This is a genomic window from Kitasatospora sp. NPDC058243, from assembly GCF_042882025.1.
GTDB lineage: Bacteria > Actinomycetota > Actinomycetes > Streptomycetales > Streptomycetaceae > Kitasatospora.
The window spans coordinates 22,107-48,013 of record NZ_JBHVWW010000060.1 but is presented as its reverse complement, the minus strand read 5'-3'; the positions used below and the strand labels follow the sequence as shown (position 1 = coordinate 48,013).

Below are 25,907 nucleotides of genomic sequence, written 5' to 3'. Positions count from 1 at the left end.
AACGGCCTCCCGTGAAATCGGCGGCGGCCCCGGTCCGATCCGGACCGGGGCCGCCGCCGTCGGGCTTCGTCAGTGCACGCCCTCGAAGAGGCTCGTGACCGAACCCTCCTCGAACACCTCGCGGATCGCGGCCGCGATCGAGGGGGCGATGGACAGCGTGGTGATCTTGTCCAGCTGGATCTGCCCCGGGGTCGGCAGCGTGTTGGTGAACACGAACTCGCTGACCCGCGAGTTCTTCAGCCGGTCCGCGGCCGGGCCGGAGAGCACGCCGTGGGTGGCCGCCACCAGGACGTCCGCCGCACCGTTGTCGAACAGCGCGTCAGCCGCGGCGCAGATCGTGCCGGCGGTGTCGATCATGTCGTCGACCAGGACGCAGACCCGGTCCTTGACGTCACCGACGACCTCGGCCGACAGGATGGTGTTGGCCTGGGTCATGTCGCGGCGCTTGTGGATGATCGCCAGCGGCGCGTCCAGCCGGTCGCACCACTGGTCGGCCACCTTCACCCGGCCGGCGTCCGGCGACACGATGGTCAGCTTGGAGCGGTCCACCCTCCCGCCCACGTAGTCCGCCAGCATCGGCAGCGCGAACAGGTGGTCCACCGGGCCGTCGAAGAAGCCCTGGATCTGCGCGGTGTGCAGGTCCACAGCCATCAGCCGGTCGGCGCCCGCCTGGCGCAGCAGGTCGGCGACCAGGCGCGCCGAGATGGGCTCGCGGCCCAGGTGCTTCTTGTCCTGGCGGGCGTACCCGTAGAACGGCAGGATCGCGGTGATGCTCTTGGCGGAGGCCCGCTTCAGCGCATCGATCATGATCAGCTGTTCCATGATCCACTGGTTGATGGGAGCCGTGTGGCTCTGCATCACGAAGCAGTCCGCGCCGCGGGCGGAGTCCAGGAAGCGGACGTAGATCTCGCCGTTGGCGAAGTCCAGGGCCTTGGTCGGGACGAGCTCGGTCCCGAGCGCCTCGGCCACCTCCCTCGCCAGTTCCGGGTGGGCACGGCCGGAGAAGAGCTTGAGTTTCTTCTCACCCGACGTCGTGATCCCGCTCACTGCACCGTCTCCTCGCGTTGCTGACGCTGAACCCCGTCGTCCCGTGCGGGCAGGCGCAGCCGGCTCGCACGAGGGGTCGGGGGAATTGTCGGTACGCCTGGACACGGGCCGTAAGCCCAGTGGCGCACGTATGTCCCCAAGGTTACGCGCCCACGCAGAAACCGTCCGCCCCGGGACCGCCCTCGGGCTCCCGCCCGCCCCGTCAGGCGTCCGCGGCCCCGTCCGTCGCGGCCTTCGCGGCCTGCGCGGAGGTGGTCCCCGGGCGCTTGCGCTCCACCCAGCCGTCGATGTTGCGCTGGTGCGCCCGACTCACTCCGAGCGCGCCCGGCGGGACGTCGGTGGTGATGACCGAACCGGCCGCGGTGTAGGCGCCGTCCCCGATCGTCACCGGGGCGATGAACATGTTGTCGGAGCCGGTGCGGCAGTGCGCACCGATCACCGTGCGGTGCTTGTTGACGCCGTCGTAGTTCACGGTGACCGAGGCCGCGCCGACGTTGGTGCCCTCGCCGATCGTGGTGTCCCCGATGTAGGAGAGGTGCGGCACCTTGGCGCCCTCGCCCAGCTCGGAGTTCTTCACCTCGACGTAGGTGCCGACCTTCGCCTTGCGGGCCAGCTTGGCCCCCGGCCGCAGGTAGGCGTACGGGCCGGCGGTGGCCAGCTCGCCCACCTCGGCGCGGTCCGCCGTGGTGTTGCTCACACGGGCGCCGGCGCCGATCAGGGTGTCGGTCAGGGTCGAGTTCGGGCCGACCTCGCAGCCCTCGCCCAGGTGGGTGGCGCCCTGCAGCTGGGTGTTCGGCAGCACGAGGGCGTCCGGCTCGTACGTCACCTGCACGTCGATCCAGGTGGTCGCCGGGTCCACCACGGTGACGCCGGCCCGCATCGCCCGCTCCAGCAGGCGGTCGTTCAGCAGCCGGCGGGCCTGCGCGAGCTGCACCCGGTCGTTGATGCCCAGGATGTCCCGGTGGTCCTCCGCGACCACGGCGCCCACCCGGTGCCCGGCGGTGCGCAGGATCTCCAGGGTGTCGGTGAGGTACTCCTCGCCCTGCGAGTTGTCCGTGGTGAGCTCGGCCAGCGCCTCGACCAGCAGCTTGGCGTCGAAGGCGAAGACGCCCGAGTTGATCTCGGCGATCGAGCGCTGGACGGCGGTGGCGTCCCGCTCCTCGACGATCGCGGCGACGGTGCCGTCCTCGTCCCGCAGGATCCGGCCGTAGCCGAAGGGCTCGGGGACGACCGCGGTCAGCACGGTGACCCCGTTGTCCTGGGCGGCGTGGGCCTTCGCCAGGCGGCGCAGCGTGTCCCCGGTCAGCAGCGGGGAGTCCCCGGCGGTGACGATCACCGTGCCGTCCAGCACCACGCCGTCGGCGGCCAGCGCCTCCAGCGCCGTGCGCACCGCGTGCCCGGTACCCTTCTGGTCCTCCTGCACCACCGGGCGGGCCGCCGGGTAGTGCGCCGCGAGGTGCTCCTGGACCTGGTCCCGCTGGTGTCCGACCACCACGACGAGCTGCTCCGGCGTCAGTTCGCGGGCCGCCGAGACGGCATGACCCACCAGCGACCGGCCGCAGACCTCGTGCAGCACCTTGGGCAGCTTGTTCGACTTCATCCGGGTCCCGCCACCGGCGGCGAGCACGACAACGGCGGCAAGCGAATTGGCACCCATGCGGGGAGGCTCCTCGGTCGGTTCACAGAGCGGGCAGAACGGGCCCGGACCGGACCGAGGCCGGTCGCCATTCGCACAGTCCGCCGAGCAGCACCGACAATACCGGCGGTTCGGCGGTACGCCCGAACCTGAGGCGTGCAGAGGCTCCGCCGCTAGGATTCGAACCCAGACAAAGGCCTCCAAAGGGCCCTGTGCTGCCATTACACCACGGCGGATGGTTGCTCAGACCCTACCCGAGTCGACCCTGCCATGGGTATCAACTGCCGCGATCCGCAGGCCCCGATCCGCCGGAAACGGTCGAACAAGCCGGGCCGCCGGTTCATCCATCCAGTCGGGTGAATTCACTCAAGCGCCGTGCGGCGGCGTGTTCCCTTCGCCACGGAGCGCAACCTACGATGCCGTAGGTTACGCCAACGTAGCCTCCGCTCCTCCCTCCCGCACAGAGATGCCGCAAAGGGACGCCCATGACCACCAAGGCCGGCGAGCCGAGCGCGGGGAACGCCGCGCTTCCCACCGAATCCCCCGATCCCACCGACACCGCCGCCACCCGGCTGTCCGCCACCCGCGGCGGGGAGAAGCAGGGCCTCGCCGAACGGCTCGCGCTCGGGCTGTTCATCCTCCTGCCGTTCACCGCGCTGCTGGCCGCCGTGCCGGTGGCCTGGGGGTGGGGACTGGGGTGGACGGACGCGGCGATCACCGTCGCCATGTACTTCCTCACCTGCCACGGCATCACCGTCGGCTACCACCGCTACTTCACCCACAGCGCGTTCAAGGCCAACCGCCCGATGCGGCTCGCCCTCGCGATCGCCGGCAGCCTGGCGGTCGAGGGCCCGCTGGTGCGCTGGGTGGCCGACCACCGCAAGCACCACCGGTTCAGCGACAAGGACGGCGACCCGCACTCGCCGTGGCGCTACGGGGAGAGCCTCCCCGCCCTGCTCAAGGGCCTGTGGTGGGCGCACATGGGCTGGATGTTCGACGAGGAGCAGACCCCGCAGCTCACGTACGCGCCGGACCTCGTCCGCGATCCGGCCATACGGCGGATCTCCCGGCTGTTCTGGCTCTGGACCATGATCTCGCTGCTGCTCCCCCCGTTGGTCGGCGGGCTGGTGACGCTGTCCTGGTCGGGCGCGCTGTCCGCCTTCTTCTGGGGATCGCTGGTCCGGGTGGCCCTGCTGCACCACGTCACCTGGTCGATCAACTCGATCTGCCACGCCGTCGGCCGCCGCCCGTTCCGCTCCCGGGACCGCTCGGGCAACGTCTGGTGGCTGGCGGTGCTCTCCTGCGGCGAGTCCTGGCACAACCTGCACCACGCGGACCCGACGGCCGCCCGGCACGGGGTGCTGCGCGGGCAGATCGACTCCTCGGCCCGGCTGATCCGCTGGTTCGAGCTGGCCGGCTGGGTCCGGGACGTCCGTTGGCCGGACGCACAGCGGATCGCCGCCCGCCGCGCCGCATGAGTCGTCGCTTCCAGCATGATGTAGGGGTGAACGGGAGCAGCGCAGACAGCACAGGCGGTCACCAGAGCACGCGGACGGACGCGGCGCCCGACGCGGCGCCGGCCCGTCCGCGAACCGCTGCACCGGCGGGCGGGGGCGCCTCGGGGGGTGGTGCGCCCGCCCCGGCGCCGCGCCGCCGGGGCGGGCGGGTCCGGATGACCGGCAAGCAACGGCGGGAGCAGCTGCTGGAGATCGGGCGGACGGTGTTCGCGGAGCGCGGCTACGACGGCACCTCGGTGGAGGAGATCGCCGAGCGGGCCGGGGTGTCGAAGCCGGTGGTGTACGAGCACTTCGGCGGCAAGGAGGGGCTGTACGCGGTGGTGGTGGACCGCGAGATGCAGCTGCTGCTGGACATGGTGACGGGGGCGCTGACCGGCGGGCACTCGCGGGAGCTGCTGGAGCAGGCCGCGTTCGCGCTGATGGACTACATCGACACCTCGACGGACGGCTTCCGGATCCTGGTCCGGGACTCCCCGGTGGCCCAGTCGACCGGCACCTTCGCGTCACTGATCAGCGACATCGCGACGCAGGTGGAGGACATCCTCGGCCTGGAGTTCAAGTCCCGGGGCTTCGACGCGCGACTGGCCCCGATGTACTCGCAGATGCTGGTCGGCATGGTGGCGCTGACCGGGCAGTGGTGGCTGGAGGTCCGCAAGCCGGACAAGGCGCAGGTCGCGGCGCACCTGGTGAACCTGGCCTGGCACGGGCTGGAGGGCCTGGAGCGGCACCCGAGGCTGGTCGGCGGGCGCAAGGACTGACCTGCGGGCGGAAGGACCGTCGGCCCTCCCGCCCCGCATCAGGCCCGCCCGCCCCGCATCAGACCTTCCCGCCCCGCATCAGGCCCTGGTCCCGACGGCGAAGATCCGCCGGAACGGGAAGACGGTGCCGTGCGGTCCGGCCGGGTAGGCCTCGCGCAGGAGCGCCCCGTACTCGGCGAGGAAGGCGGCCTGGCGGGCGGGGTCGGTCAGCCGGGTGAGGACGGGGCGCAGGGCGGTGCCCTTGACCCAGGCGAGGACCGGGTCCGGGCCCGGGAGCAGGGTGCGGTACGTGGTCTCCCAGACGTCGGGCGTGCAGCCGGCGGCGGTGAGGGCGTCCAGGTAGCGCTCGGGCGGGTGGACGCCGGCCCTGGCGGCGTCGTCGCCGAGGAGGCCGCGCCAGCGGGGGCTGCGCCGGAGTTCGGCGAGCAGGGTGTGGCTGGGGGCGTCGAAGTTGCCGGGGACCTGGAAGGCGACGGTACCGCCGGGCCGCAGGGCGCCGGCCCAGCGCGGGACGAGGTCGAGGTGGCCGTCGATCCACTGCAGCGTGGCGTTGGAGACGATCAGGTCGGGTCCGGCCGGGGCCGGGTCGTAGTCGCGGGCGTCGGCGAGCAGGTAGTCGGCGGTGGGCTCACCGTCGGTGCGGGCGGTGGCGAGCATCGGAGCGGAGTTGTCGACGCCGGTGAGGCGGGCGTGCGGCCAGCGTGCGCGCAGCACGGCGGTGGAGTTGCCGGGGCCGCAGCCGATGTCGAGGATCACGGGATCGCCCGGGTTCGGGAGGGCGGGGACGCGGGCGAGCAGGTCGCGCAGCGGACGGGTGCGTTCGTCCGCGAAGCGCAGGTACTGCGCCGGGTCCCAGACGGGACTGGTCATGGTCCACCTCACAAGTATCTCGACATCAAGATATCCCAGGTAGCCTTGCTGGCACATTTCTCGACGTCAAGAGACTTCACATCGACACATCCACCGATACACTGATCGTCATGGAGGACGAGGTCGACAGGCTGGTCGCAGCGTGGCGCCGAGAGCGCCCCGACCTCGACGTGGAGCCGCTGGAGGTACTCAGCCGGGTCAGCAGGCTCGCCCGGCACCTCGACCGCGCCCGCCGCACCGCTTTCGCCGAGCACGGGCTGGAGCCCTGGGAGTTCGACGTCCTGACCGCCCTGCGCCGGGCCGGCTCCCCCTACCAGCTCTCCCCCGGCCAGCTGCTCACCCAGACCCTGGTCACCTCCGGCACCATGACCAACCGCATCGACCGCCTCACCGGCAAGGGCCTGGTCAAGCGCCTGCCCGACCCGGACGACCGGCGCGGCGTGCTCGTCCGGCTCACCGACGACGGCCGCGACCGCGCCGACCAGGCACTCGCCGGACTGCTCGCGCACGAACGCGAACTGCTCGCCCAGCTCAGCTCCGGCCAGCGGGGCGAACTCGCCGCGCTCCTGCGGCAGCTGGTCGCCCCGTTCGACAACATCCCGGGCTGATCCGGGCCCCGGAGCTCACGTCCGGTCCACCGCGGTCACGATGGACGGCGGCGTCGGCAGGGCCGGCTCGGCCGGGCTGACCCCGGCCCGGCGGGCCACCGCGACCGCGGCCAGCGTGGAGTGCACCCCGAGCTTGCCGAGCACGTTCTGCATGTGCGTCCGGACGGTGTGCGGCGACAGGTAGAGCCGCTCCGCGACCGCCTGCCGACCCAGGCCCGCCACCATGCAGCGCAGGATCTGCTTCTCCCGCGGGGTCAGGGTGTCGACCAGCCGCTCGCTCTCGGTGCGGTCCCGCCGAGCGGTGGTCAGCTCGCGGATCACCCCGGTCAGCAGCGCGGGCGGCAGGTGCGTCTCGTCCCGCAGCACCCCCCGGACCACGGCGAGCAGCCGGGCCAGCGAACTCTCCTTGGCCACCCAGCCGGTGGCGCCCGCGTGCAGGGCCCGGGCGGCGCGGTGCGGATCGTCGGCGGCGGCCAGCACGACCGCCCGCAGCCCCGGATGGGCGCGGCGGACCCGGGCGAGCAGGGTGATGCCGTCCGGTGCCGGAGGCGCGGTTCTGAGCTGGTCGGCCCGGTACACGTCGGAGCGGGCCGGATCCGCGCCCCGCCCACCCGGGCGCAGCAGGTCCACCGAGCGCCCGCCGGACGGCACCACCGGCGGGCCGACCGGGTGGCGGGGCGGCGGCACCGCCGGGGCCAGCCGCCGCCGGGCCGCGTCGGCCGCGTCCGGGCCGGGCCGGCTCCGGGCACCCGCCGAAGCGACGCCCTCGGCCCCCAGGTCGGCGTCGATCAGGACCACGTCGAAGGCCCGCCCCTCGACGGCGGCACGCTCCAGCGCCCGCTCGGCGGCGGCCCCGCTGCCGGCCGCCCCCACCTCCACGTCGGGCTCGGCGGCGAGCGCCGCGGCCAGGGCCTCGGCGAAGATCCGGTGGTCGTCGACCACCAGGACGCGGATCCGCCCCATCGTCACTACCCCCCTGCTCAGACCGGCCCGAGCCCGGGGGCGGGGACCGGCCCCGGCACCCGCGGTCCGGGCCCGTCACTCCGCCCGCCCACCGGTGGCCGGTGAGGCCGAAAAAGGGCGCCGGCCCCCACCGGTACCGCACTCAGCGTACGGGCCGGGAAACCCCCTCGTGGCGGTTTGGTGAAGTTTCGTCAGGAGGTGCGCGAGTGGCGGGATTTCACGCCATCACCGGTCGAAGCGGGCAACGCCGAGGCGCCGCCCCCGAACCTCCGGGAGCGGCGCCTGCGGGGTCCTGCGGCCTACTGGCCGTGCTTCTCCAGGGCGAACTTCCAGGCGTCCGCGACGATGTCGTCCAGGTTCGGGCGGCGCGGCGTCCAGCCCAGCGCCTCGTGGGCGCGGGCCGCCGAGGCCACCAGCACGGCCGGGTCGCCGGCCCGGCGGCCGGCCGCCTGCACCGGGATCTCCCGGCCGGTGACACGCCGGACCGACTCGATCACCTCGCGCACCGAGAAGCCGCTGCCGTTGCCCAGGTTGCAGATCAGGTGCTCGCCCGGCTTGGCCGCGTCCAGCGCCAGCAGGTGCGCGTCGGCCAGGTCCGCGACGTGGATGTAGTCGCGGATGCAGGTGCCGTCCGGGGTCGGGTAGTCCTCGCCGTACACCGCGATGTGCGGGCGCTGACCCAGCGCCGCCTGGAACACCAGCGGGATCAGGTGCGACTCGGGGTCGTGGCGCTCCCCGTACGCGCCGTACGCACCGGCCACGTTGAAGTAGCGCAGCGAGACGGCGGCCAGCCCGTGCGCGACGGCCTCGCTGGTGATCAGGTGGTCCACGGCGAGCTTGGTGGCGCCGTAGGCGTTGGTCGGCGAGGTGCGGGCGGTCTCCGCGATCGGCACGACCTCCGGCTCGCCGTAGACGGCGGCGGTGGACGAGAACACCAGCTTGCGCACACCCGCCGCGCGCATCGCCGCGACCAGCTCCAGCGACCCCGCCACGTTGTTGCGCCAGTACTTCTCCGGGTCCACGACCGACTCGCCGACCTGCGAGGAGGCGGCGAAGTGCAGCACGCCGTCGAAGGAACCGTCCAGCACCCGGCCGGCCTCCTGGACCCGACCCTCGACGAACTCGGCACCGACCGGGACGCCCTCACGGAAACCGGTGGAGAGATCGTCCAGGACGGTCACCTGGTGCCCCGCCTCCAGCAGGTGGGCGGCCACCACGCTGCCGACGTAGCCGGCGCCACCCGTGACCAGGTACTTACTCATGATGAGACCTCCAGCGGGCGACGGTCCGCCGGATCAGCGGCGGCCGTCGATGACGTGTGTACGACTGAGGCTATTCTCCCTGCCCGCCGGAGTGCCCAGGACCACGTGAACGGGCCACCCGGGAGCCGGTTTCACGAAACCCGAGCCCCCCTCAGCCGCCGGCCATCCGCTCCAGCAGCCCGGTACGGGCCGCCACCGCGGCCGCCTCCAGCCGGGTCCGCGCACCGAGCTTCATCAGCACCCGCTGGACGTGCGTCCGGGCGGTGCTCGCGGCGATCCGCATCCCGGCGGCGATCGCCGCCGTGTCCTCCCCGTCCGCGATCCGGGCCAGCACCTGCACCTCACGACGGGTCAGCAACCGCAGCAGCCGCACCGCCTCGTCGTCCGGCTCGGCGACCGGCCGCAGCAACTGGTCGAAGGCCCCGCGCAGCACGTCCACGGCCACCGCCGCCTCGCCCGCCCGAGCCCGCCCGATCGCCCGCTCGACCACCCCGATCCGCTCGTCGCTCGGCACGTACCCCGCCGCCCCGGCCGCGAACGCCCCCGCCACACCGCGCAGTTCACCCACCGGCCCGAGCACGATCACGGCCACCTCGGGGCGCTCCCGGCGGATCCGGCGCAGCCCGTCGAAAGCCGCCGGCTCACTCGGCGCGGCCACCCCCAGCAGACACACCTCCGGTCGCCGGCCGACCACCAGATCAGCCGCGACCCCGGCCGGGCAGCCGACCGCGAGCACCCGGTGGCCGCGCAGCTGCAACGCCGTGGCCAGCGCCTCGGCCAACAGCCGGTGATCGTCGACCACCACGAGTCGAACGCCCATGACGCCCTCCCGGTCGGGGTTCGGCTCGCGCCCGCACCCCATGGGCGGGCGGCCGATGACGCACCATCACAGCGCATTCCGTACCCGACCCGCTAGGCCGCCGCGTTCGGCCGCCGCACTGGGCCGCCGTCTTGGACCGGGCGGCCTGATCGGGGAACAGCAAAAGGCCCTCGCCATGAAGCGAGGGCCTTCGAATGGAGCCCCCATGCGGAATCGAACCGCAGACCTTCTCCTTACCATGGAGACGCTCTACCGACTGAGCTATAGGGGCTTGCCGGGCTTTCACCGGGCCGGTCGAACAAGGAAGACATTACACGGCTGGCGGCCCGGAAGGGAAATCGGCTCCGCGGCCCCGGCGCATGCCGGACCGCCCCCCGGCGGGCGGGCACCCGACCCTCGGTGCGCCTTCGGTGCGGGCCCGGCCAGCCTTCGGTGCGGGCCCGGCCAGCCTTCGGTGCGCGCGTGGTCAGCCTTCGGTGCGCGCGTGGTCAGCCTTCGGCGTGGGTCTCGTCGAACTCCTCACGGGCGGCCAGCATCTGCCCGGTTCGCTGCTCCGTCCAGCGGCCGAGCGGCGCCAGCAGCACGGCCAGCTCCCGGCCGAGCGGCAGCAGGTCGTAGACCACCCGCGGCGGTGTCTCCGGGAACACGGTGCGGCGCACCAGTCCGCTGCGCTCCAGGCTGCGCAGCGACTGGGTGAGCATCTTGCGACTGACCCCGCCGACGCCGCGCTGCAGTTCGGAGAACCGCTGCTGCCCGCAGGCGGCGAGGCTCATCAGGATCAACATCGACCACTTGTCGGCCAGTTCGGCGAACATCGCGCGGCTGGGACAGAGCTGGGCGAAGACGTCGAGCTCCTGCTCCCGGTCCTGCCCGCCCTCCCGCTCCTGCCCCTGCCGCCCGGTGCCGCTCTCCACCCGGGCCGCTTCCTCCGTCGTCATGCCGTCCAGGGTAGCCCTGCGGTCTCCAATCCACCCTTGGTAACCAATGGAGACTTGGTCTATATTGGAGACCAGGCCGGCGGGTCGAGGTGCGACAGCACGCCCCGCCGTCGCTCCTCGGCTTGTCCATGCCTTGCCTTGCCCCTGCCCGCACCCGTTCCCGTACAGGAGTGCCCCCGTATGACCGCCATCCGCCCGACCGTCGCCCTCGCCTACCACTCCGGCTACGGCCACACCGCCGTCATCGCCGAGGCCGTCGCCCGCGGCGCCGCCGCCGCCGGCGCCGAGGTCGTCTCGATCGCCGTCGACACCATCACCGACGAGCAGTGGGCCCAGCTCGACGCCGCCGACGCGATCGTCTTCGGCTCCCCCACCTACATGGGCACCGCCTCCGGCGCCTTCCACGTCTTCGCCGAGGCCACCAGCAAGCGCTGGTTCTCCGACGCCTGGCGGGACAAGGTCGCCGCCGGCTTCACCAACTCCGCCTCCAAGAGCGGCGACAAGGCCGGCACCCTCGGCTTCTTCCAGACCCTCGCCGCCCAGCACGCCATGAGCTGGGTCAACCTCGGCCTCAAGCCCGGCTGGAACGCCACCACCGCCACCGAGAACGACCTCAACCGCCTCGGCTTCTTCAACGGCGCCGCCGCCTCCAGCCCGTCCGACGCCGGCCCCGAGGCCGTGCACAAGGCCGACATCGCGACCGCCGAGTACCTCGGCGAGCGGGTCGCCCAGCACACCGCCGTCGTGCTGGCCGGCCGCGCCGCCCTCGCCGGCTGACCGCACCGCACGGTCGGCACCTACGCCGCCGGGTCCGCCCCCAGAAGGGGCGCCCGGCGGCGTCCGCCGTCCACCGCCCCCAACTCCGCGCCGCCGGTCTCCGGCAGCAGCCACAGGCAGCCCAGCGCCACCACGCCCAACCCCACCAGGTACCAGCCGACCGGCTCCGCCGTCCCGTACGCCTCCGTCAGCCGCGTCGCCACCAGCGGCGTCGTCGCCCCGCCCACCACGCCGCCCAGGTTGTACGTCAACGCGGCACCCGTGTACCGCACCCGGGTCGGGAACAACTCCGGCAGGAACGCCGCCACCGGCCCCATCAGGCACCCCAGCACCACCAGCGCACCCGCCAGCGCCACGAACATCAACGGCCGGCGCACCGTCTCCAGCAACGGGAACAGCACCAGCGACCACCCCGCCGCCAGACCCGTCGCCCAGCACAGCGTCCGCCGCCGCCCCCACCCGTCACTGCGCGACGCGCTCACCCACACCGTCACGCCCATGCCCAGCGCGCCCACCAGCAGCATCACCAACACCAGCGAACTCGCCACCCCGAGCCCGGACGTCGCGTACGCCAACGCGTACGTCGTGGTCAGGTAGAACAGCGCGTACCCCACGGTGATCGCCCCGCAGCCCAGCAGCACCATGCGCCAGTGCCCGCGCAACACCTCCACCACCGGCGCCCGGTCCCTCGGCTCGTCCGGCCGGAACAGCGGCGTCTCCTCCAACCGCAGCCGCACGAACAGCCCCACCGCCACCAGCCCCAACGACGCCAGGAACGGCACCCGCCAGCCCCACTCCCGGAACGCCCGCCCGTCCAGGCCGAGTTGGACCGCCAGGAACATCCCGTTCGCCAACACGAACCCGCTCGTCGGCCCCAACTGCAGGAACGCCCCGTACCGCCCCCGCCGCCCGGCCGGCGCGTTCTCCGCGATCAGCAGCGCCGCCCCGCCCCACTCCCCGCCCAACCCCACGCCCTGGCACACCCGCAACACCACCAGGGCCACCGGCGCCCACCACCCCCACGACCCGAACCCCGGCAACACCCCCACCGCCGCCGTCGACAGCCCCATCAACAACAGCGACACCACCAGCGTCGCCTTCCGCCCCACCCGGTCCCCGAAATGCCCGAACACCACCGCCCCCAGCGGCCGGGCCAAGAACGCCACCGCATACACCGAGAACGCCGCCAACAGCGCCCCCACCGTGCCCAGTTCAGGAAAGAACACCGACCCGAACACCAAGGCCGCCGCCGTCCCGTACAAAAAGAAGTCGTAGAACTCGATCGCCGTACCGATCAGCGCCGCAGTCGCCGCACGCCTCAACTGCCCCGCCCGCCGGGCTTCCTCCGCATCCATACCACCACCCTGGACACCAGCCCGCCCCGCCACCAGCCCCCACCCGAGTGACCCCCGCGCACACCCCCACCCCACGCGCCCCCGGCTCAACACCGGCGGCGCGCACCAGCGCAGGCGCCCAGATCACCGCACGTAAGGATCCTCCCCCGGCGGCACCACAGGCCGCCCACCCGCCTTCCGCCGCCGCAACACGACGAACACCACACCGGCGACCAGCACCAACCCACCCACCACACCGGCCACAACCGGCAACGCACCACCCGAACCAGAGGACTTCTCCGCCCTCGGCTCCACCGGCGGCGCCCCCACGGCCACATCACTCGGACTCGGAACCGCCGAACTTGGCGAGGGCGCCGAAGTAGCCGACGGGCTCGCAGGCGCGGACGGGCTGGCCGAAGGCACAGTCTCCGCCGCCGGAACCGGAGAAACGTCCGCCGGGCCGGGATCACCCGGGTCCGCCAGAGCGACCCGAGGCCGCACTACGCCATAGCCGACATCGTTGTTGCGGACGGATCCATCAGTCGGCTTCCCGGCCGTATTGATCAACACCCGCAGAACCTGATTCGCCGACCAATCCCTGTGAATAGACCAGATCAATGCAGCCGACGCAGAAACCAGTGCAGTGGAATCCGAAGTGCCATGACTCTTGCAATAGCCGGTAGGGCCAGTACAGGCCTCGATCATGTCTACACCAGGAGCAGCAAGAATGACTTGTGGACCCTGCTGAGACTCTGCCGTCGCAATGACATCGCGGCCAACCGCCCCTACCCCTACGACGTTGGGCAGCGCTCCCGGATACTCGACCAGATTTCCTGACTGCGCAGAGTTGCCAACACTGGAAACAATCAGCGAACCCTTTGCCCTCGCCATCGCAATGATTGAATTCAACTTGGCCACATCGCTAGGCGATGTCCTGACCGCAGAAATTCCCTGCGAGATGTTGATGACCTTTACACCCTGCTCGACCGCATAGGTGATGGCCTGCCCAATCTGGCCAATGAAATCGGCAGAGACAAGCGCCCCATCGGTCCCATTGGAAATCTTCAACGGAAGGATCTTTACCCCCGGCGCCAGTCCGTAAGCCCCGTTCCCGCCTTTTGCCTTTCCAGACCCCGCAATGAGGCTGGCCATCTGTGTTCCATGCCCCTCAGGATCGAACCCGACCCCACCAGGGCTGCCGCTAAAGTCCATACCCGGCAAAAACTGCCCCACGAGATCCGGATGATCCATCTTGAAGCCGCCGTCGATCACTGCAACAGTAATCCCATCGCCTTTGGAGATCTTCCACATCTCCGACGCATGCATGGCGTCCAGATGCCACTGATCCGCCCGGATCGAACCATCGGCAACCGCTGGGGTTTCGACTGCGCCGACCAAAGCCGCCCCGGCCAGGAGTGCCGCAGCAAGCATCTGCCAACGCACTCGCGTGTTCGTCCGCCCCATCGCAACTCCTCGTCAATCTCTCCGTCGACCGGGGAGCGTGCCCCGAACAGGTCTGCCCGGCCACCGGGAGAGCCCAGTGGCCGGGCAGTCGTTGCCGTCCTACTCAATCACGTCCGGGTTGCTGTGCGGCGTACCGCTGGTCCAGGTCTCCTCGTCCTCGTGGAGGTAGTCGGCCCGCTTGCGGCGATCGCGCTCGTTCCGCCCGGAGTGACCCGCCGTTCCAGGGGCCATCATGCCGTTCTGTCCGGAGCGGGCTTCGCCCTCAGCGGCTCCCGCAGCAGCAGCCCGGTTGCGCAGGCCCGTACCACCCGGCGTGAACTCCCCGCCGGCAGCCGGTCCCTTGCGGCCGCCGACCGCCCCTCCTCCGGTCGAGGTCAGGCCTCGACCTCGTGAGCTGCCGCCCGAACCAACGGCTCCGGAACCACCACCCATCCCCGGATGCATGCCGCCCACCCCGCCCGCGCTGCCGGCCGCTCCCGCCCGGCCCGCCTGGGCCTCGCGCGCGCCGAAGACCGTCCCGCTGGGCAGACCCGGGCTGCCACCGGACTTTCCCGGCACCGAGCCACCGCCGAACGGAGCCGTACGGGCGGGGATCGAGCCTCCGCCCTTGCCGGAGGCGGATCCGCCACCCCCCTTGGCCGGGATCGAGCCGCCGCCGGCCCCGGCCGGGAAACCGGTCACCGGGCTGCCACCCGGACCACCCGGATATCCCGGGGTACCACCGGGGCCACCCGGGTATCCGGGAATCCCACTCGGGCCGTCAGGCGGGAGGCTTCCACCACCACTGGGGCCGAGCGGGCCGGTCTGACCTGGCAAGGTCGGCACGGTCGGCAGGCTGTCAAGGCCGGTACCGGGACGGTGGACGGGTTCCGACGGCACAGAGGGCGGCGTCGAGGAACCCGGGTCCACCGGCGTCGGCGGCACCTGGCCACCGTTTCGCGACGGAATCGGGTCGCCGTGTCCCGGCTCACTCGGCGCCTGCAAGTCCGACCTGGGGTTGTGAATCGCGACCGAGCCGCCGCTATAGCTGCTGCCGGACGGGCGGTAACTCCCACCGGCGGCACTGGTACTCGTACGAGCGTTACGAACGGTGCCTCCGTAGCTGCCGTTGTATCCACCATCACCCGAGTAGTTCGACTTGCCATCGCGATTGCCCGTGTCCGGCGTACCCGGCAGAGCCACGTCCCCGAGCCCGGCCAGCTTCGTCGTCGCCGCCTCGTACGCCTGCCCCAGCTTCTCCATCTGGTGGATGGCTTCCTGGTGGGCCTTGTAGACCCGCTGGGAGGCGGCCACAGCCTCCGTTTCTGTCACCCAGGAGCAGTTCTGCTTCTTCATCATGGCGTCGACGGTGGCGGTGGTCGGCCCGGTCGGGGTGAAGTTGGCACTCGTGAGCGCCATCTGGTTGGGCACCCCCTGGGTCGAGCGTGCCTTGACGATGTCGACATCGTCGTGTGGCACGTCCGGCACGGCCACCTTGGCGGTGCCGAGTGCCTCACCGGCCTGGTGCATGGCGTCGCCGGCGGTTGTGGAGTAGTCACCGAGCAACGCGGCGGACTGCTGCAGGTTGCCTGCCCAGGTCTTGAAGCTCTCGGCGGCCGGCCCTTCCCAGCTGACGTTGCCGATGTGCGATTTGAGTGCCGCGCCGAGTTCCTTCAGGACGCGGCCGGCCGACTTCAGCTGGGTGCCGCGACTCAGCACCGTCGTGGGGTCGGTGCTCTGGACCATCTTCTTGAGCTGGGCGTGTCCGACGCCCTCGAAGTTCGTTCCGTCTGCCACTACTTACTCCCCGTTTCCCCGTGAGCACCCTCGCCGACCACCATCAGAAGCCCTCGCCGCCGGCCCGCGTCGGCGTGGTGCCGCCCGCGTTCTTCGCGACGGCGTTCTGCGCGGCCGTCGTGTCGTCCTCGTTGGCCGAGTAGTTGCCCGCTGTCGCCGCGACCGCGGTCTTCATCGCCTCGATCTGCGACACGAAGTCCTTGTGGAGCTTGACGAGCTGGGTGTGCACCTTGTCGTAGGCCGCGGTCAGGGCCGTTGCTTCGGCGAACTCCGCGCTGGCGAAGCTTCCGCCGGTCAGTTTCTGTTCCTGGAGTTTGTACGGGGCTGCCGGGGAGCCTTCCATGGCCTGGAGCAGGGCTTCGATCTTCTTGGCGAACGCGGTGAGCGTGTCGAGCTCGACCTTGACGTCCTTCTTGCCGAAGGCGGACACCAGGTCGGCGGCGCTGACGTTCGTCTGCACGGTGCTGACGAGGGGGCCGAACCCCATCATGTGGCTGAGCATAAATGGCGTGACGTCACCGGACGTGTCCGGACTGGCCCCCGTGTTCGGTGGAACCTCTCCTGCCATAGCAGTTCACCTCTCCCCCGTACGGGCGGTGGTTCGGGGTAACCCCGGGGCCGCCGCTCCGCAACATACCGTCAACTTCTCGGTCGTACAGTGCTGGTCGGTGCACCGCCCGCCCTGGGGGCGGTTTCCGCCTCCGCAATCGTAGCCACCGCCTCTGTCGGGCTGGCAGGGCCCTTGGCCCGCCTGTGCGGGATCGGTACGAACTTGACACGTGCGGCCCTCGGGGGTGCCGTGCCGGGCCCCGGTAGACTGGCGTCGCCCGGTTGGACCGGGTACGCCCCCATCTGCCGCGCAATGTCGCACAGCAGCGTCCCCTGGCCGCAGAACGGACGTGACCTGATGCCTGCAGACGAGTCCGCCCCCTCCTGGTGGGCCCGTGCCGCCCGTCCTTCCCGGCCGCCGTTGCCGCTGGCGTTGATGGCCCGCGCGGCGGTGGGCATGGCGGTGCCGCTGGCCGCAGGGCTGCTGGCGCACCGGCTGGATCTGGGGGTGTTCGCCGGTCTGGGCGCGATGCACGCGACGATGAACGACCGCGCGGAGCCGGGTGGCCTGCGGGTGCCCCGGATCGCGTCGGCGGTGCTGGCTTCGGCGCTCGGCATGCTGATCGGCACTTCCCTCCAGCACGTGCACGTGTCGGCGGTCGCGCTCGGTGCGGCGCTCACGTTCACGGCGTTCGCGTCCGGCGCGCTGAGTGCGACGGGCCCGCGGGGTTCTGCGGCGGGGATGCTGCTGCTGGTGTCGGCGGCGTTGGGCAGCGGGATGCCGTTGCCGGATCCGTGGTGGGCGGCGGCGCCGATGATGCTGGCGGGTGCCGCGTTCGTGGTGGTGCTGGGTCTGCCGGGGGGCGCGCACCGCCGCCCCGCCTCGGATCCGCGCAACCGTGCGCTGGCGGCCGCGTACGAGGCGTTCGGCCAGACGCTGGCCGATCTGGGCACGCCGCAGGGCGCGGCTTCGCGCCAGGTGTTGACGGCCCGGTTGAACCAGTTGCAGGACCTCCTCCCGCGACCGCACCGCCCGGGGTCGGAGTCCGCCCGTACGGTTCGGCTGCGCCGGATGTACGAGGCGGCGTTGGCCGCCACCGAGGCGGCGACGGGCCTGTTGTGGGCGTGGCGGCCGGTGCCGCCCGAGGTCGCGGAGGTGCCGCTCCGGTTGGCGGACGCGGTCCGGCGGGGCGGCGGCGAGGTCACCGTTCCGCAGTGGCAACCGGACACGCCGTCCCGGCAGGCCCTGGACGTGGCGCTGCGCGCGGCGGCCGACACTGTGGCCGGCCGGGAGGCGGAGGTCGCTACCGCCCCGGCGCCGCCGCCCGATCCGTGGCGGCTGCGGGTGCGGCTGCTGTCGCGCGGTTCGGTCCGGTACGGGCTGCGGGTGGCGTTGTGCATCGCGGTCGGTTCGGCGGTGACGGCCAGCTACCCGCTCAGCAAGAGCTACTGGGTGCCGATGACGATCGCCTTCGTGTTGAAGCCGGATCTCGGTTCGGTGTTCCTGCGGGCGGTGAGCCGCTCGATCGGCACGGTACTCGGGGTGGCGGTCACGGCGGCCGTGGTGTCGCTCACGACCGACGCGTGGGTACTGACGGCGATCGCCGCGTTCTGCGTGGCCCTGTTGCCGTACGTGACGGCGGCGCACTACGGGCTGAACACGGTGGCGATGACGCCGATGGCGTTGATCCTGCTCCAGTTGGGCGGGCAGAGCAGCGCGGCCGAGTTCTGGCCGCGGGTGCTGGACACGGTGCTCGCGAGCGCGATCGTGCTGCTCTTCGGCTATCTGCTGTGGCCGGAGCGTCCGCGGCACCGGATCGAGCCCCGGCTGGTGGACGCGGCCACCGCGCTGCGGGCCTATCTGGACGCGGTCACCGGGGACGCGGGCCGGGCCGAGGTGTGGCTGCGCCGCACGGCGTACCGGGCGTTGGAGGACGCCCGCCAGGAGGTGCGGCAGGGACTGGCCGAGCCACCGCCGACGGGGCGACTGGCGGAGCAGTGGCTGCCGACGACGGCGGCGTTGGAGCGGCTGGGCGGCGCGGTGGCGGCGTTCGCGGCGCAGCTGCGGTACGGCGGCCGGGTGCCGGATCCGGCGGAGGTGGGGCGGGTGCGCCGGGCGCTGGACGAGCTGACGGCCGCGGCCCGCGAGCACCGCCCGCCGACCGGGGCGGCGGCCCGCCCGACGGCGCCGCACGACCCGGCGCGCAGTGCGCTGGGCCGTGCGGCGGACGAGCTGGAGGCCCTGCTGGCCCGGTAGGGCCCGAACGGGATCCCGGCACCGGCCAGGACTCCGACCAGAACTCCGACCAGGACTCAGACCTGCTCGGCCAGCTCCAGCCAGCTCAGCTCCAGCTCCTCCTTCTCCTCCCGGACGGCGCGCAGCTGCGCGTCCAGCTCCGCGACCTTGGAGAAGTCGGCGGCGTGCTCGGCGAGTTGGGCGTGCAGCTTGGACTCCTTCTGGTCCAGCTTGGCGATCTGCCGCTCCATCTTCTGCATCTCCTTCTTCGCCGCCCGCAGGTCGCCGCCCGACAGGGCCGACGCGGCGGTCCCGGCGTCCGGGCCGCCCGCTGCCGCGGCCGAAGCAGCCGAGGCGGTCGAAGCACCCGAGGCGGCCGAAGCGGCGGCGGCGATCGAGGCGGCCATCCGCGCCCGCCGCTCCAGGTACTCGTCGACGCCGCCCGGCAGCATCCGCATCTTCTGGTCGCCGAGCAGCGCGTGGACGACGTCGGTGGTCCGCTCGATGAAGAACCGGTCGTGGCTGATGACGATCATCGAGCCGGGCCAGCCGTCGAGCAGGTCCTCCAGCTGGTTGAGGGTCTCGATGTCGAGGTCGTTGGTGGGCTCGTCGAGGAAGAGCACGTTGGGCTCGTCCATCAGCAGGCGCAGCAGCTGGAGCCGCCGCCGCTCGCCGCCGGACAGGTCGCCGACGGGCGTCCACTGCTTGTCCTTGCCGAAGCCGAACTGCTCGCACAGCTGGCCGGCGCTCATCTCCCGGCCCTTGCCGAGGTCGACGCGCGAGCGGACCTGTTCGACGGCCTGGAGCACCCGGATGGCCGGGTCCAGTTCGACGACCTCCTGCGACAGGTAGGCGAGCCGGACCGTCTTGCCGACCTTGATCAGACCCGACGCGGGCTGCACGTCGCCCTCGGAGGCGTACGCGTCGCGCAGGGCGCGCAGCAGCGAGGTCTTGCCGGCGCCGTTGACGCCGAGCAGGCCGATCCGCTCGCCGGGGCCGAGCTGCCAGGTGAGGTTCTCCAGCAGCAGCTTGGGGCCGGCCTTGACGGTGACGCCTTCCAGGTCGAAGACGGTCCTGCCCAGTCGCGCGTTGGCGAACTTCATCAGCTCGGACCGGTCCCGGGGCTCCGGCACGTCGGCGATCAGGGCGTTGGCGGCCTCGATCCGGTAGCGCGGCTTGGAGGTGCGGGCGGGGGCGCCGCGGCGCAGCCAGGCGAGTTCCTTGCGGGCGAGGTTCTGGCGCTTCTGCTCCTCGACGGCCTCGATCCGGGAGCGCTCGGCGCGGGCGAAGACGTAGTCGGAGTAGCCGCCCTCGTACTCGTGCACGGCGCCGCCCTGGACGTCCCACATCCGGGTGCTGACCTGGTCGAGGAACCAGCGGTCGTGGGTGACGCAGACCAGCGCGGAGCGGCGCTTCTGCAGGTGCTGGGCGAGCCAGTTGATGCCCTCGACGTCGAGGTGGTTGGTGGGCTCGTCGAGGACGATCAGGTCGGGCGAGCCGAGGAGCAGCTTGGCGAGGGCGATCCGGCGGCGCTCGCCGCCGGAGAGCGGGCCGATGACGGTGTCGAGGCCGTCGGCGAAGCCGGGCAGGTCGAGGCCGCCGAAGAGGCCTTCGACGATGTCGCGGATGCGGGCGTCGCCGAGCCACTCGTGGTCGGCCCGGTCGGCGATCACCTCGTGCCGGATGGTGGCCGTCGGGTCGAGCGAGTCGTGCTGGGTGAGGACGGCCAGCTGGAGGCCGCCGTTCCAGGTGATCCGGCCGCTGTCGACCTCCTCCAGCTTGGCGAGCATCCGGATCAGGGTGGTCTTGCCGTCGCCGTTGCGTCCGACGACGCCGATCCGGTCGCCTTCGCTGACGCCGAGGCTGACTCCGTCCAGGAGGGCGCGGGTGCCGTAGACCTTCGTGACGGACTCGATGGTGGCGAGGTTGACGGCCACGTCTGCTGCGCTCCTGGGATTGGCGGTCTCGGGGCGGCCCGCCGGTCGCGGCCGGGCACCCCTGTCGGGGACGCCCCGATCTCCCCAGCCTAATGGGCCCGCCGAAGCGCCCTCACCGCCCGCAGTGGCGGGGGCCCGAACCGGCGGGCCCCGTACCGGCGAAGCCCTTAGAAACGTTGGCGGGGTCCCTACGGCACGAGCGCCGCCCCCGGCACCGGCCCGTACGTGGCGTGCGCGGTCCGGCAGGTGCCGGAGGCCCGCAGCGCCTCGGCGACGGCGGCGGCTGCGTCGGTGTCCTTGACGAGGAACGCGCAGGTCGGCCCCGAGCCGGAGACGAGGGCGCCGAGCGCGCCGGCCTCGGTGCCGGCCCGCAGGGTGGCGGCGAGCGCGGGGCGCAGCGAGAGGGCGGCGGGCTGGAGGTCGTTGGCGAGGGCGGCGGCCAGGGCGACGGCATCGCCCTGGGCGAGGGCGGCGAGCAGCGCGGGGTCGGCGTCGGGGGTGCGGACGTCGGTGTCGCTGGAGCCGGTGCCGGCCTCCTCGCGCAGGCGGTCGCACTCGCGGAAGACGGCGGGGGTGGAGAGGCCGCCGTCGGCGACCGCGAACACCCAGTGGAAGGTGCCGTCGACGGTGAGCGGCTGCAGGATCTCGCCCCGGCCGAGGCCCAGCGCGACGCCGCCGAGCAGGGCGAACGGCACGTCGGAGCCGAGTTCGGCGGCCAGTTCCAGGAGGGTGTCGAGGGGGGTGTCGAGCTGCCAGAGCGCGTCGCAGGCGACCAGCGCGGCGGCCCCGTCGGCGCTGCCGCCGGCCATGCCGCCGGCGACCGGGATGGCCTTGGCGATGTGCAGGTGCACGCCGGGTTCGGCGATGCCGTGGTGGGCGGCGAGCAGACGGGCGGCGCGGGCGGCGAGGTTGCTGTCGTCGAGCGGTACGACGGGGGCGTCCGGCCCGGTGCAGGAGAGCGTGACGCCCTCCCCTGCCGTAGCGGTGACCTCGTCACCGAGGGCGACGGCGAAGAACACGTTGGCCAGGTCGTGGAACCCGTCGGCGCGCAGTCCGCCCACCCCGAGCTGGGCGTTGACCTTCGCCGGAACCCGCACGGTGATCACTGGGAGTCCGCCTCCGGCTCGTGCTCGGCGATCTCCGGCTTGTGCTCGGCGATCGCGGCGAACTGCTCCACCGTGAGCATCTCGCCGCGCAGCTTGTGGTCGATCCCGGCGGCCGCGAGCGCCTGCTCGGCCCCGGCGGCGGAGCCGGCCCAGCCGGCCAGCGCGGCGCGCAGGGTCTTGCGCCGCTGGGCGAACGCGGCGTCGACGACGGCGAACACCTCCCTGCGGCTGGCGGTGGTCTTCGGCGGCTCGCGGCGGATCAGCGAGACCAGCCCGGAGTCGACGTTGGGGGCGGGCCAGAACACGTTCCGGCCGATGGCGCCGGACCGCTTCACGTCGGCGTACCAGTTGGCCTTGACGGACGGGACGCCGTACACCTTGTTGCCGGGCTTGGCGGCGAGCCGGTCGGCGACCTCGGCCTGCACCATCACCAGGGTGCGCTCGATGCTGGGGAAGGTCGCCAGCATGTGCAGCAGGACGGGCACGGCCACGTTGTACGGCAGGTTGGCGACCAGCGCGGTCGGCGCCGGCCCGGGCAGCTCGGTGACCTCCATGGCGTCGCTGAACACCAGGTCGAAGCTGTCGACCTTGCCGGGCATCCGGGCCGCGACGGTGTCCGGCAGGTGCTGTGCCAGCACCGGGTCGATCTCCACCGCCGTGACGTGCGCGGCCACCTCCAGCAGCGCCAGCGTCAGCGACCCGAGCCCGGGCCCGACCTCGACCACCGCGTCCTCGGCCGTCACCCCGCCTGCCCGGACGATCCGCCGCACGGTGTTGCCGTCGATGACGAAGTTCTGCCCGCGCTGCTTGGTCGGCTTCACGCCGAACGCGGCCGCCAGCTCCCGAATGTCGGCGGCGCCCAGCAGGTGGCTGTCAGGGGTGGGGTCGGTGGTGCTCACGCGCCAAGGATACGGGCGCGCGGGGCCCTCAGAGTTCGACGACCTCGGCGAGGTCGATCTCGACGGGGTACGGCACCGAGGTGCGGAGCACGCCTTCGTGCTGGGCGACGGGCAGGTAGACGCCCTTCTCGTCGTCCCGGTGGAACTCGTGCACGATCGGCAGGTTGTCGAGGCCGCGCTCGACCCGCCAGTAGTACGGGATCTTCTTCTCGGCGTACTGGCCGGGCTTGCGGAAACGGTCGTTGGCCCGGGTGCCGTGGGATACGACCTCGACGGCCAGCACCAGGGATTCCGGCGGCAGGCACTCCAGTTCGAAGACGTCGAGACCGGTCTTGTCGAAGACCACCACGTCCGGCTTGGCCGTGTTGCTCTCGTCCAGGAGGACGCAACGCTCGACGTTCGCCGCGTACGGCGCGACGCGTGCGCTTCGAAGAGCCGTGTACAGCTCGTCGCGCACCTGGTCGTGCCACTGATTCGTCTGCCCCCGGACCACGATGACTCCGTCCACCAGATCCCATTCGAACGGCAGGTCGAATTTCTGAGCCTGCTCGTACGTCCAGCCCTGGGACGGCGGATGTGTCCAGTCGATGCGGTCCTCGACGGGTTCGTCGATCGGCTCGGCGGTCATCGCCACCTCCCTCACTGCACTCATGCTAGCCAGCATCGCAGCGTCGCAGGAGTGCCGAATCGTTCCGCCGGAATCCGACTTTCGTTCGACCGGCTCAGTACCCGAAGGCCCGGGCCGTGTTCTCCGCGATCGCCGTGGACAGCTCGTCCTCGTGCAGCCCCAGCGTGTCGGCCATCGAGCGGACGGTGACCGGGATGAGGTACGGGGCGTTGGGCCGGCCGCGGTAGGGGTGGGGGGTGAGGAAGGGTGCGTCGGTCTCGACCAGGACGCGGTCGAGGGGGGTGGCGGCGAGGGCGTCGCGCAGCGGCTGGTTGGCCTTGAAGGTGACCGGGCCGGCGAAGGACAGGTACCAGCCGTGTTCGGCACAGACCTTGGCCATCTCGGCGTCGCCGGAGTAGCAGTGGAAGACCGTCCGCTCGGGGGCGCCTTCCGCCAGCAGGACGGCGATGACGTCCTCGTGGGCGTCGCGGTCGTGGATGACCAGGGCCTTGTCGTGCCGTTTGGCCATCTCGATGTGGCGGCGGAACGACTCCTTCTGGATCTCGACGCCCTCGGGGCCGGTGCGGAAGTAGTCGAGGCCGGTCTCGCCGACGGCGCGGACCTGCGGGAGGGCGGCGAGCCGGTCGATCTCGGCGAGGGCCTCCTCCAGCGCGGCCTCGCCGCCCGCCTTCCGCTGCTGGCCGGACCAGCCGTCCGCGTCGCCGAGGAAGATCCGCGGCGCCTCGTTGGGGTGCAGGGCGACGGCCGCGTGCACCTGCTCGTACTGGGCCGCCAGTTCGGCGGCCCAGCGCGAGCCGGGCACGTCGCAGCCCACCTGGACGACCGTGGTGACCCCGACCGAGGCGGCCCGGGCCAGTCCCTCGGCCGGGGTGCCGGCCTGCATGTCGAGGTGGGTGTGCGAGTCGGCCACCGCCACGGCCAGGGGTTGCGGCAGTGGCGGCGGGGTCGACCGGGCGTCGTCCTTGGCAGACATCAGGAGGCGGGCTTCTCTTCGAGGCGCGGGAACAGGATCTCGCCCTTGGTGACGGTGCTGCCGGCGGGCAGCCGGCCCCAGTCGGCGGTGGTGGCGATGGTCTGGGCGGCGAGCGCGCCGAGGCCGGCCTCGGCGCCGAGCGAGGTCCACAGCTTCTCGGCGGTGGACGGCATCACCGGGTTGAGCATGACGGCGGTGCCGCGCAGCGCCTCGGCGGCGGTGTAGAGGATGGTGGCGAGGCGGGCGCGGCCCTGCTCCGAGTCGTCCTTGGCCACCTTCCACGGCTCCTGCTCGGTGAGGTAGCCGTTGACCTGCTTGACGAACTCGAAGATCGCCGCGAGGCCGCCGGCGAAGTCCAGCTCCTCGCCGATCTTCCGGTCGGCGGTGGCGAGGGCCGTGGCGAGGCCGTCCGCGATGGCCTGCTCGGCGTCACCGGGGGCGGCGGCGGCCGGCAGCGCGCCGTCGAAGTACTTGCCGACCATGGCGGCGACCCGGGAGGCCAGGTTGCCGAAGTCGTTGGCGAGTTCGGAGGTGTACCGGGCGGTGAAGTCCTCCCAGGAGAACGAGCCGTCGGTGCCGAAGGGGATCGCCCGCAGGAAGTAGTAGCGGTAGGCGTCCACGCCGAAGTGCGAGGTGAGGTCGGTGGGCGAGATGCCGGTCAGGTTGGACTTGGACATCTTCTCGCCGCCGACCATCAGCCAGCCGTTGGCGACGACCCGCTTGGGCAGCGGCAGGCCCGCGGCCATCAGCATGGCGGGCCAGATCACCGCGTGGAAGCGCAGGATGTCCTTGCCCACCAGGTGGACGGAGGCCGGCCACAGTTCGGCGAAGCGCTCCGGGTCGCTGCCGTAGCCGGCCGCGGTGATGTAGTTCTGCAGCGCGTCCACCCACACGTACAGGACGTGCTTCTCGTCCCAGGGCAGCGGGACGCCCCAGTTGAAGGTGGAGCGGGAGATCGAGAGGTCCTTCAGGTCCTGCTCGACGAAGCGCAGCACCTCGTTGCGGGCCGAGGCCGGCTGGATGAAGTCCGGGTTGGCGGCGTAGAACTCCAGCAGCTTCGGGCCGTAGGCGGAGAGGCGGAAGAAGTAGTTCTCCTCCTCCAGCCATTCGACCGGCCGCTTGTGCACGGCGCAGAGCTTCTCGTCCTCGGTGGCGCCGTCGAGCAGTTCGGCCGGGAGCTTGAACTCCTCGCAGCCGACGCAGTACGGGCCGGAGTAGCCGCCCTTGTAGATCTCGTCCTTGTCGTACAGGTCCTGGACGAACTCCTGCACGCGGTCGGTGTGGCGCTGCTGGGTGGTGCGGATGAAGTCGTCGTTGGCGATCTCCAGGTGCTCCCAGAGCGGCTTCCAGGCCTCTTCGACCAGCTTGTCGCACCACTCCTGCGGGCTGACGCCGTTGGCCTCGGCGGTCCGCATGATCTTCTGACCGTGCTCGTCGGTGCCGGTCAGGTACCACACCTTCTCGCCGCGCTGGCGGTGCCAGCGGGTGAGGACGTCGCCCGCCACGGTGGTGTACGCGTGGCCCAGGTGCGGGCGATCGTTGACGTAGTAGATCGGGGTGGAAACGTAGTACGCCGGGGCGGTCGCCCCGGTGGTGCTGTGGTCTGCAGTGGCCGCCATGGTCGGAAAGCTTAGTCGGGCCCACCCGCAGCCCTCGACCGGATAACCGCATGACCGGCGACGGCGGGGGGGGAGGGGGCAGCGCGGGGGTTGTGGGGGGGGACACGCCCACGCCCCCGCTTTTTTTGTTCCCCCGCAAGCACACCCCGCAAACAACGACAAACCTCCTCGGCCTCTCCCTGGCTTCGCC

22 protein-coding genes and 2 tRNA genes are annotated in these 25,907 nt (G+C 72.0%); 5 read left to right on the top strand and 19 right to left on the bottom strand.

Annotated features, from left to right (window positions below; genetic code table 11):
• Positions 1 to 69: 69 nt before the first annotated feature.
• The 3 genes from ACFVX9_RS30230 to ACFVX9_RS30220 form a co-directional block, all read right to left on the bottom strand.
• Complete coding sequence (locus tag ACFVX9_RS30230) at positions 70 to 1,047, bottom strand: ribose-phosphate diphosphokinase (protein WP_063348048.1); 978 nt, start codon at positions 1,045 to 1,047, stop codon at positions 70 to 72.
• A 202-nt stretch (positions 1,048 to 1,249) separates the two neighbouring features.
• Positions 1,250 to 2,704, bottom strand: coding sequence for a bifunctional UDP-N-acetylglucosamine diphosphorylase/glucosamine-1-phosphate N-acetyltransferase GlmU (gene glmU, locus ACFVX9_RS30225; RefSeq protein ID WP_380378968.1), 1,455 nt, complete (start codon positions 2,702 to 2,704; stop codon positions 1,250 to 1,252).
• A 144-nt stretch (positions 2,705 to 2,848) separates the two neighbouring features.
• Positions 2,849 to 2,919 (bottom strand) — tRNA-Gln (locus ACFVX9_RS30220).
• A 249-nt stretch (positions 2,920 to 3,168) separates the two neighbouring features.
• Here ACFVX9_RS30220 and ACFVX9_RS30215 point away from each other — a divergent pair.
• Both ACFVX9_RS30215 and ACFVX9_RS30210 read left to right on the top strand, forming a co-directional pair.
• Positions 3,169 to 4,161, top strand: a complete 993-nt coding sequence (locus tag ACFVX9_RS30215; RefSeq protein ID WP_380345641.1) for an acyl-CoA desaturase — start codon at positions 3,169 to 3,171, stop codon at positions 4,159 to 4,161.
• 194 nt (positions 4,162 to 4,355) lie between these two features.
• Positions 4,356 to 4,958 (top strand): TetR/AcrR family transcriptional regulator, encoded by a 603-nt coding sequence (locus ACFVX9_RS30210; RefSeq protein WP_063348051.1) that lies wholly within the window; start codon positions 4,356 to 4,358, stop codon positions 4,956 to 4,958.
• Between the two features lie 78 nt (positions 4,959 to 5,036).
• On the opposite strand, the gene ACFVX9_RS30205 is transcribed toward ACFVX9_RS30210, so the two are convergent.
• On the bottom strand, positions 5,037 to 5,828 hold the full coding sequence (locus ACFVX9_RS30205) for a methyltransferase domain-containing protein (protein ID WP_380487470.1): 792 nt from the start codon (positions 5,826 to 5,828) through the stop codon (positions 5,037 to 5,039).
• A gap of 110 nt (positions 5,829 to 5,938) precedes the next feature.
• Between ACFVX9_RS30205 and ACFVX9_RS30200 the strand changes: the two genes are divergently transcribed.
• Entirely contained in the window at positions 5,939 to 6,436 is a 498-nt protein-coding gene (locus ACFVX9_RS30200) for a MarR family winged helix-turn-helix transcriptional regulator (RefSeq protein WP_188307908.1), read from the top strand.
• Positions 6,437 to 6,451: 15 nt separating this feature from the next.
• Here the strand turns inward: ACFVX9_RS30200 and ACFVX9_RS30195 are convergent, their stop codons facing one another.
• From ACFVX9_RS30195 to ACFVX9_RS30175, 5 genes are all read right to left on the bottom strand, one after another.
• On the bottom strand, positions 6,452 to 7,399 hold the full coding sequence (locus ACFVX9_RS30195; RefSeq protein WP_387984543.1) for a LuxR C-terminal-related transcriptional regulator: 948 nt from the start codon (positions 7,397 to 7,399) through the stop codon (positions 6,452 to 6,454).
• Positions 7,400 to 7,698: 299 nt separating this feature from the next.
• Positions 7,699 to 8,661, bottom strand: a complete 963-nt coding sequence (galE, locus tag ACFVX9_RS30190; protein ID WP_063348055.1) for a UDP-glucose 4-epimerase GalE — start codon at positions 8,659 to 8,661, stop codon at positions 7,699 to 7,701.
• A 151-nt stretch (positions 8,662 to 8,812) separates the two neighbouring features.
• Positions 8,813 to 9,481 (bottom strand): LuxR C-terminal-related transcriptional regulator, encoded by a 669-nt coding sequence (locus tag ACFVX9_RS30185; RefSeq protein ID WP_063348056.1) that lies wholly within the window; start codon positions 9,479 to 9,481, stop codon positions 8,813 to 8,815.
• 195 nt (positions 9,482 to 9,676) lie between these two features.
• Positions 9,677 to 9,752, bottom strand: a tRNA-Thr gene (locus tag ACFVX9_RS30180).
• A gap of 217 nt (positions 9,753 to 9,969) precedes the next feature.
• The gene (locus tag ACFVX9_RS30175) at positions 9,970 to 10,419 is read right to left on the bottom strand and encodes a helix-turn-helix domain-containing protein (RefSeq protein WP_079135662.1); all 450 of its coding nucleotides are present in this window, start codon (positions 10,417 to 10,419) and stop codon (positions 9,970 to 9,972) included.
• Between the two features lie 180 nt (positions 10,420 to 10,599).
• Between ACFVX9_RS30175 and ACFVX9_RS30170 the strand changes: the two genes are divergently transcribed.
• A complete protein-coding gene (locus ACFVX9_RS30170) occupies positions 10,600 to 11,196 on the top strand; it encodes a flavodoxin family protein (protein WP_063348057.1) in 597 nt (198 codons plus the stop codon).
• Positions 11,197 to 11,216: 20 nt separating this feature from the next.
• Here the strand turns inward: ACFVX9_RS30170 and ACFVX9_RS30165 are convergent, their stop codons facing one another.
• The 4 genes from ACFVX9_RS30165 to ACFVX9_RS30150 form a co-directional block, all read right to left on the bottom strand.
• Positions 11,217 to 12,551, bottom strand: coding sequence for an MFS transporter (locus tag ACFVX9_RS30165; protein ID WP_387984542.1), 1,335 nt, complete (start codon positions 12,549 to 12,551; stop codon positions 11,217 to 11,219).
• Between the two features lie 123 nt (positions 12,552 to 12,674).
• Entirely contained in the window at positions 12,675 to 13,994 is a 1,320-nt protein-coding gene (locus ACFVX9_RS30160; protein WP_387984540.1) for a S8 family serine peptidase, read from the bottom strand.
• A gap of 99 nt (positions 13,995 to 14,093) precedes the next feature.
• On the bottom strand, positions 14,094 to 15,770 hold the full coding sequence (locus ACFVX9_RS30155) for a WXG100 family type VII secretion target (RefSeq protein WP_387984539.1): 1,677 nt from the start codon (positions 15,768 to 15,770) through the stop codon (positions 14,094 to 14,096).
• A 43-nt stretch (positions 15,771 to 15,813) separates the two neighbouring features.
• Positions 15,814 to 16,260, bottom strand: coding sequence for a hypothetical protein (locus ACFVX9_RS30150; protein ID WP_387984538.1), 447 nt, complete (start codon positions 16,258 to 16,260; stop codon positions 15,814 to 15,816).
• Between the two features lie 417 nt (positions 16,261 to 16,677).
• Here ACFVX9_RS30150 and ACFVX9_RS30145 point away from each other — a divergent pair, with 417 nt between their 5' ends.
• Positions 16,678 to 18,576, top strand: a complete 1,899-nt coding sequence (locus tag ACFVX9_RS30145; protein ID WP_387984537.1) for an FUSC family protein — start codon at positions 16,678 to 16,680, stop codon at positions 18,574 to 18,576.
• A gap of 56 nt (positions 18,577 to 18,632) precedes the next feature.
• On the opposite strand, the gene ACFVX9_RS30140 is transcribed toward ACFVX9_RS30145, so the two are convergent.
• From ACFVX9_RS30140 to metG, 6 genes are all read right to left on the bottom strand, one after another.
• On the bottom strand, positions 18,633 to 20,492 hold the full coding sequence (locus ACFVX9_RS30140) for an ABC-F family ATP-binding cassette domain-containing protein (RefSeq protein ID WP_380345624.1): 1,860 nt from the start codon (positions 20,490 to 20,492) through the stop codon (positions 18,633 to 18,635).
• A gap of 188 nt (positions 20,493 to 20,680) precedes the next feature.
• The gene (locus ACFVX9_RS30135) at positions 20,681 to 21,598 is read right to left on the bottom strand and encodes a 4-(cytidine 5'-diphospho)-2-C-methyl-D-erythritol kinase (protein WP_387984536.1); all 918 of its coding nucleotides are present in this window, start codon (positions 21,596 to 21,598) and stop codon (positions 20,681 to 20,683) included.
• Positions 21,595 to 22,497, bottom strand: coding sequence for a 16S rRNA (adenine(1518)-N(6)/adenine(1519)-N(6))-dimethyltransferase RsmA (gene rsmA / locus ACFVX9_RS30130; protein ID WP_387984534.1), 903 nt, complete (start codon positions 22,495 to 22,497; stop codon positions 21,595 to 21,597). Before rsmA ends, ACFVX9_RS30135 begins: the two co-directional genes overlap by 4 nt.
• A 28-nt stretch (positions 22,498 to 22,525) precedes the next feature.
• Complete coding sequence (locus ACFVX9_RS30125) at positions 22,526 to 23,149, bottom strand: Uma2 family endonuclease (RefSeq protein ID WP_380427545.1); 624 nt, start codon at positions 23,147 to 23,149, stop codon at positions 22,526 to 22,528.
• Between the two features lie 70 nt (positions 23,150 to 23,219).
• Positions 23,220 to 24,098 (bottom strand): TatD family hydrolase, encoded by an 879-nt coding sequence (locus ACFVX9_RS30120; protein ID WP_063348066.1) that lies wholly within the window; start codon positions 24,096 to 24,098, stop codon positions 23,220 to 23,222.
• The gene (gene metG, locus ACFVX9_RS30115; RefSeq protein WP_363619213.1) at positions 24,098 to 25,717 is read right to left on the bottom strand and encodes a methionine--tRNA ligase; all 1,620 of its coding nucleotides are present in this window, start codon (positions 25,715 to 25,717) and stop codon (positions 24,098 to 24,100) included. The genes ACFVX9_RS30120 and metG overlap by 1 nt, the downstream gene beginning before the upstream one ends.
• Between the last annotated feature and the right edge of the window lie 190 nt (positions 25,718 to 25,907).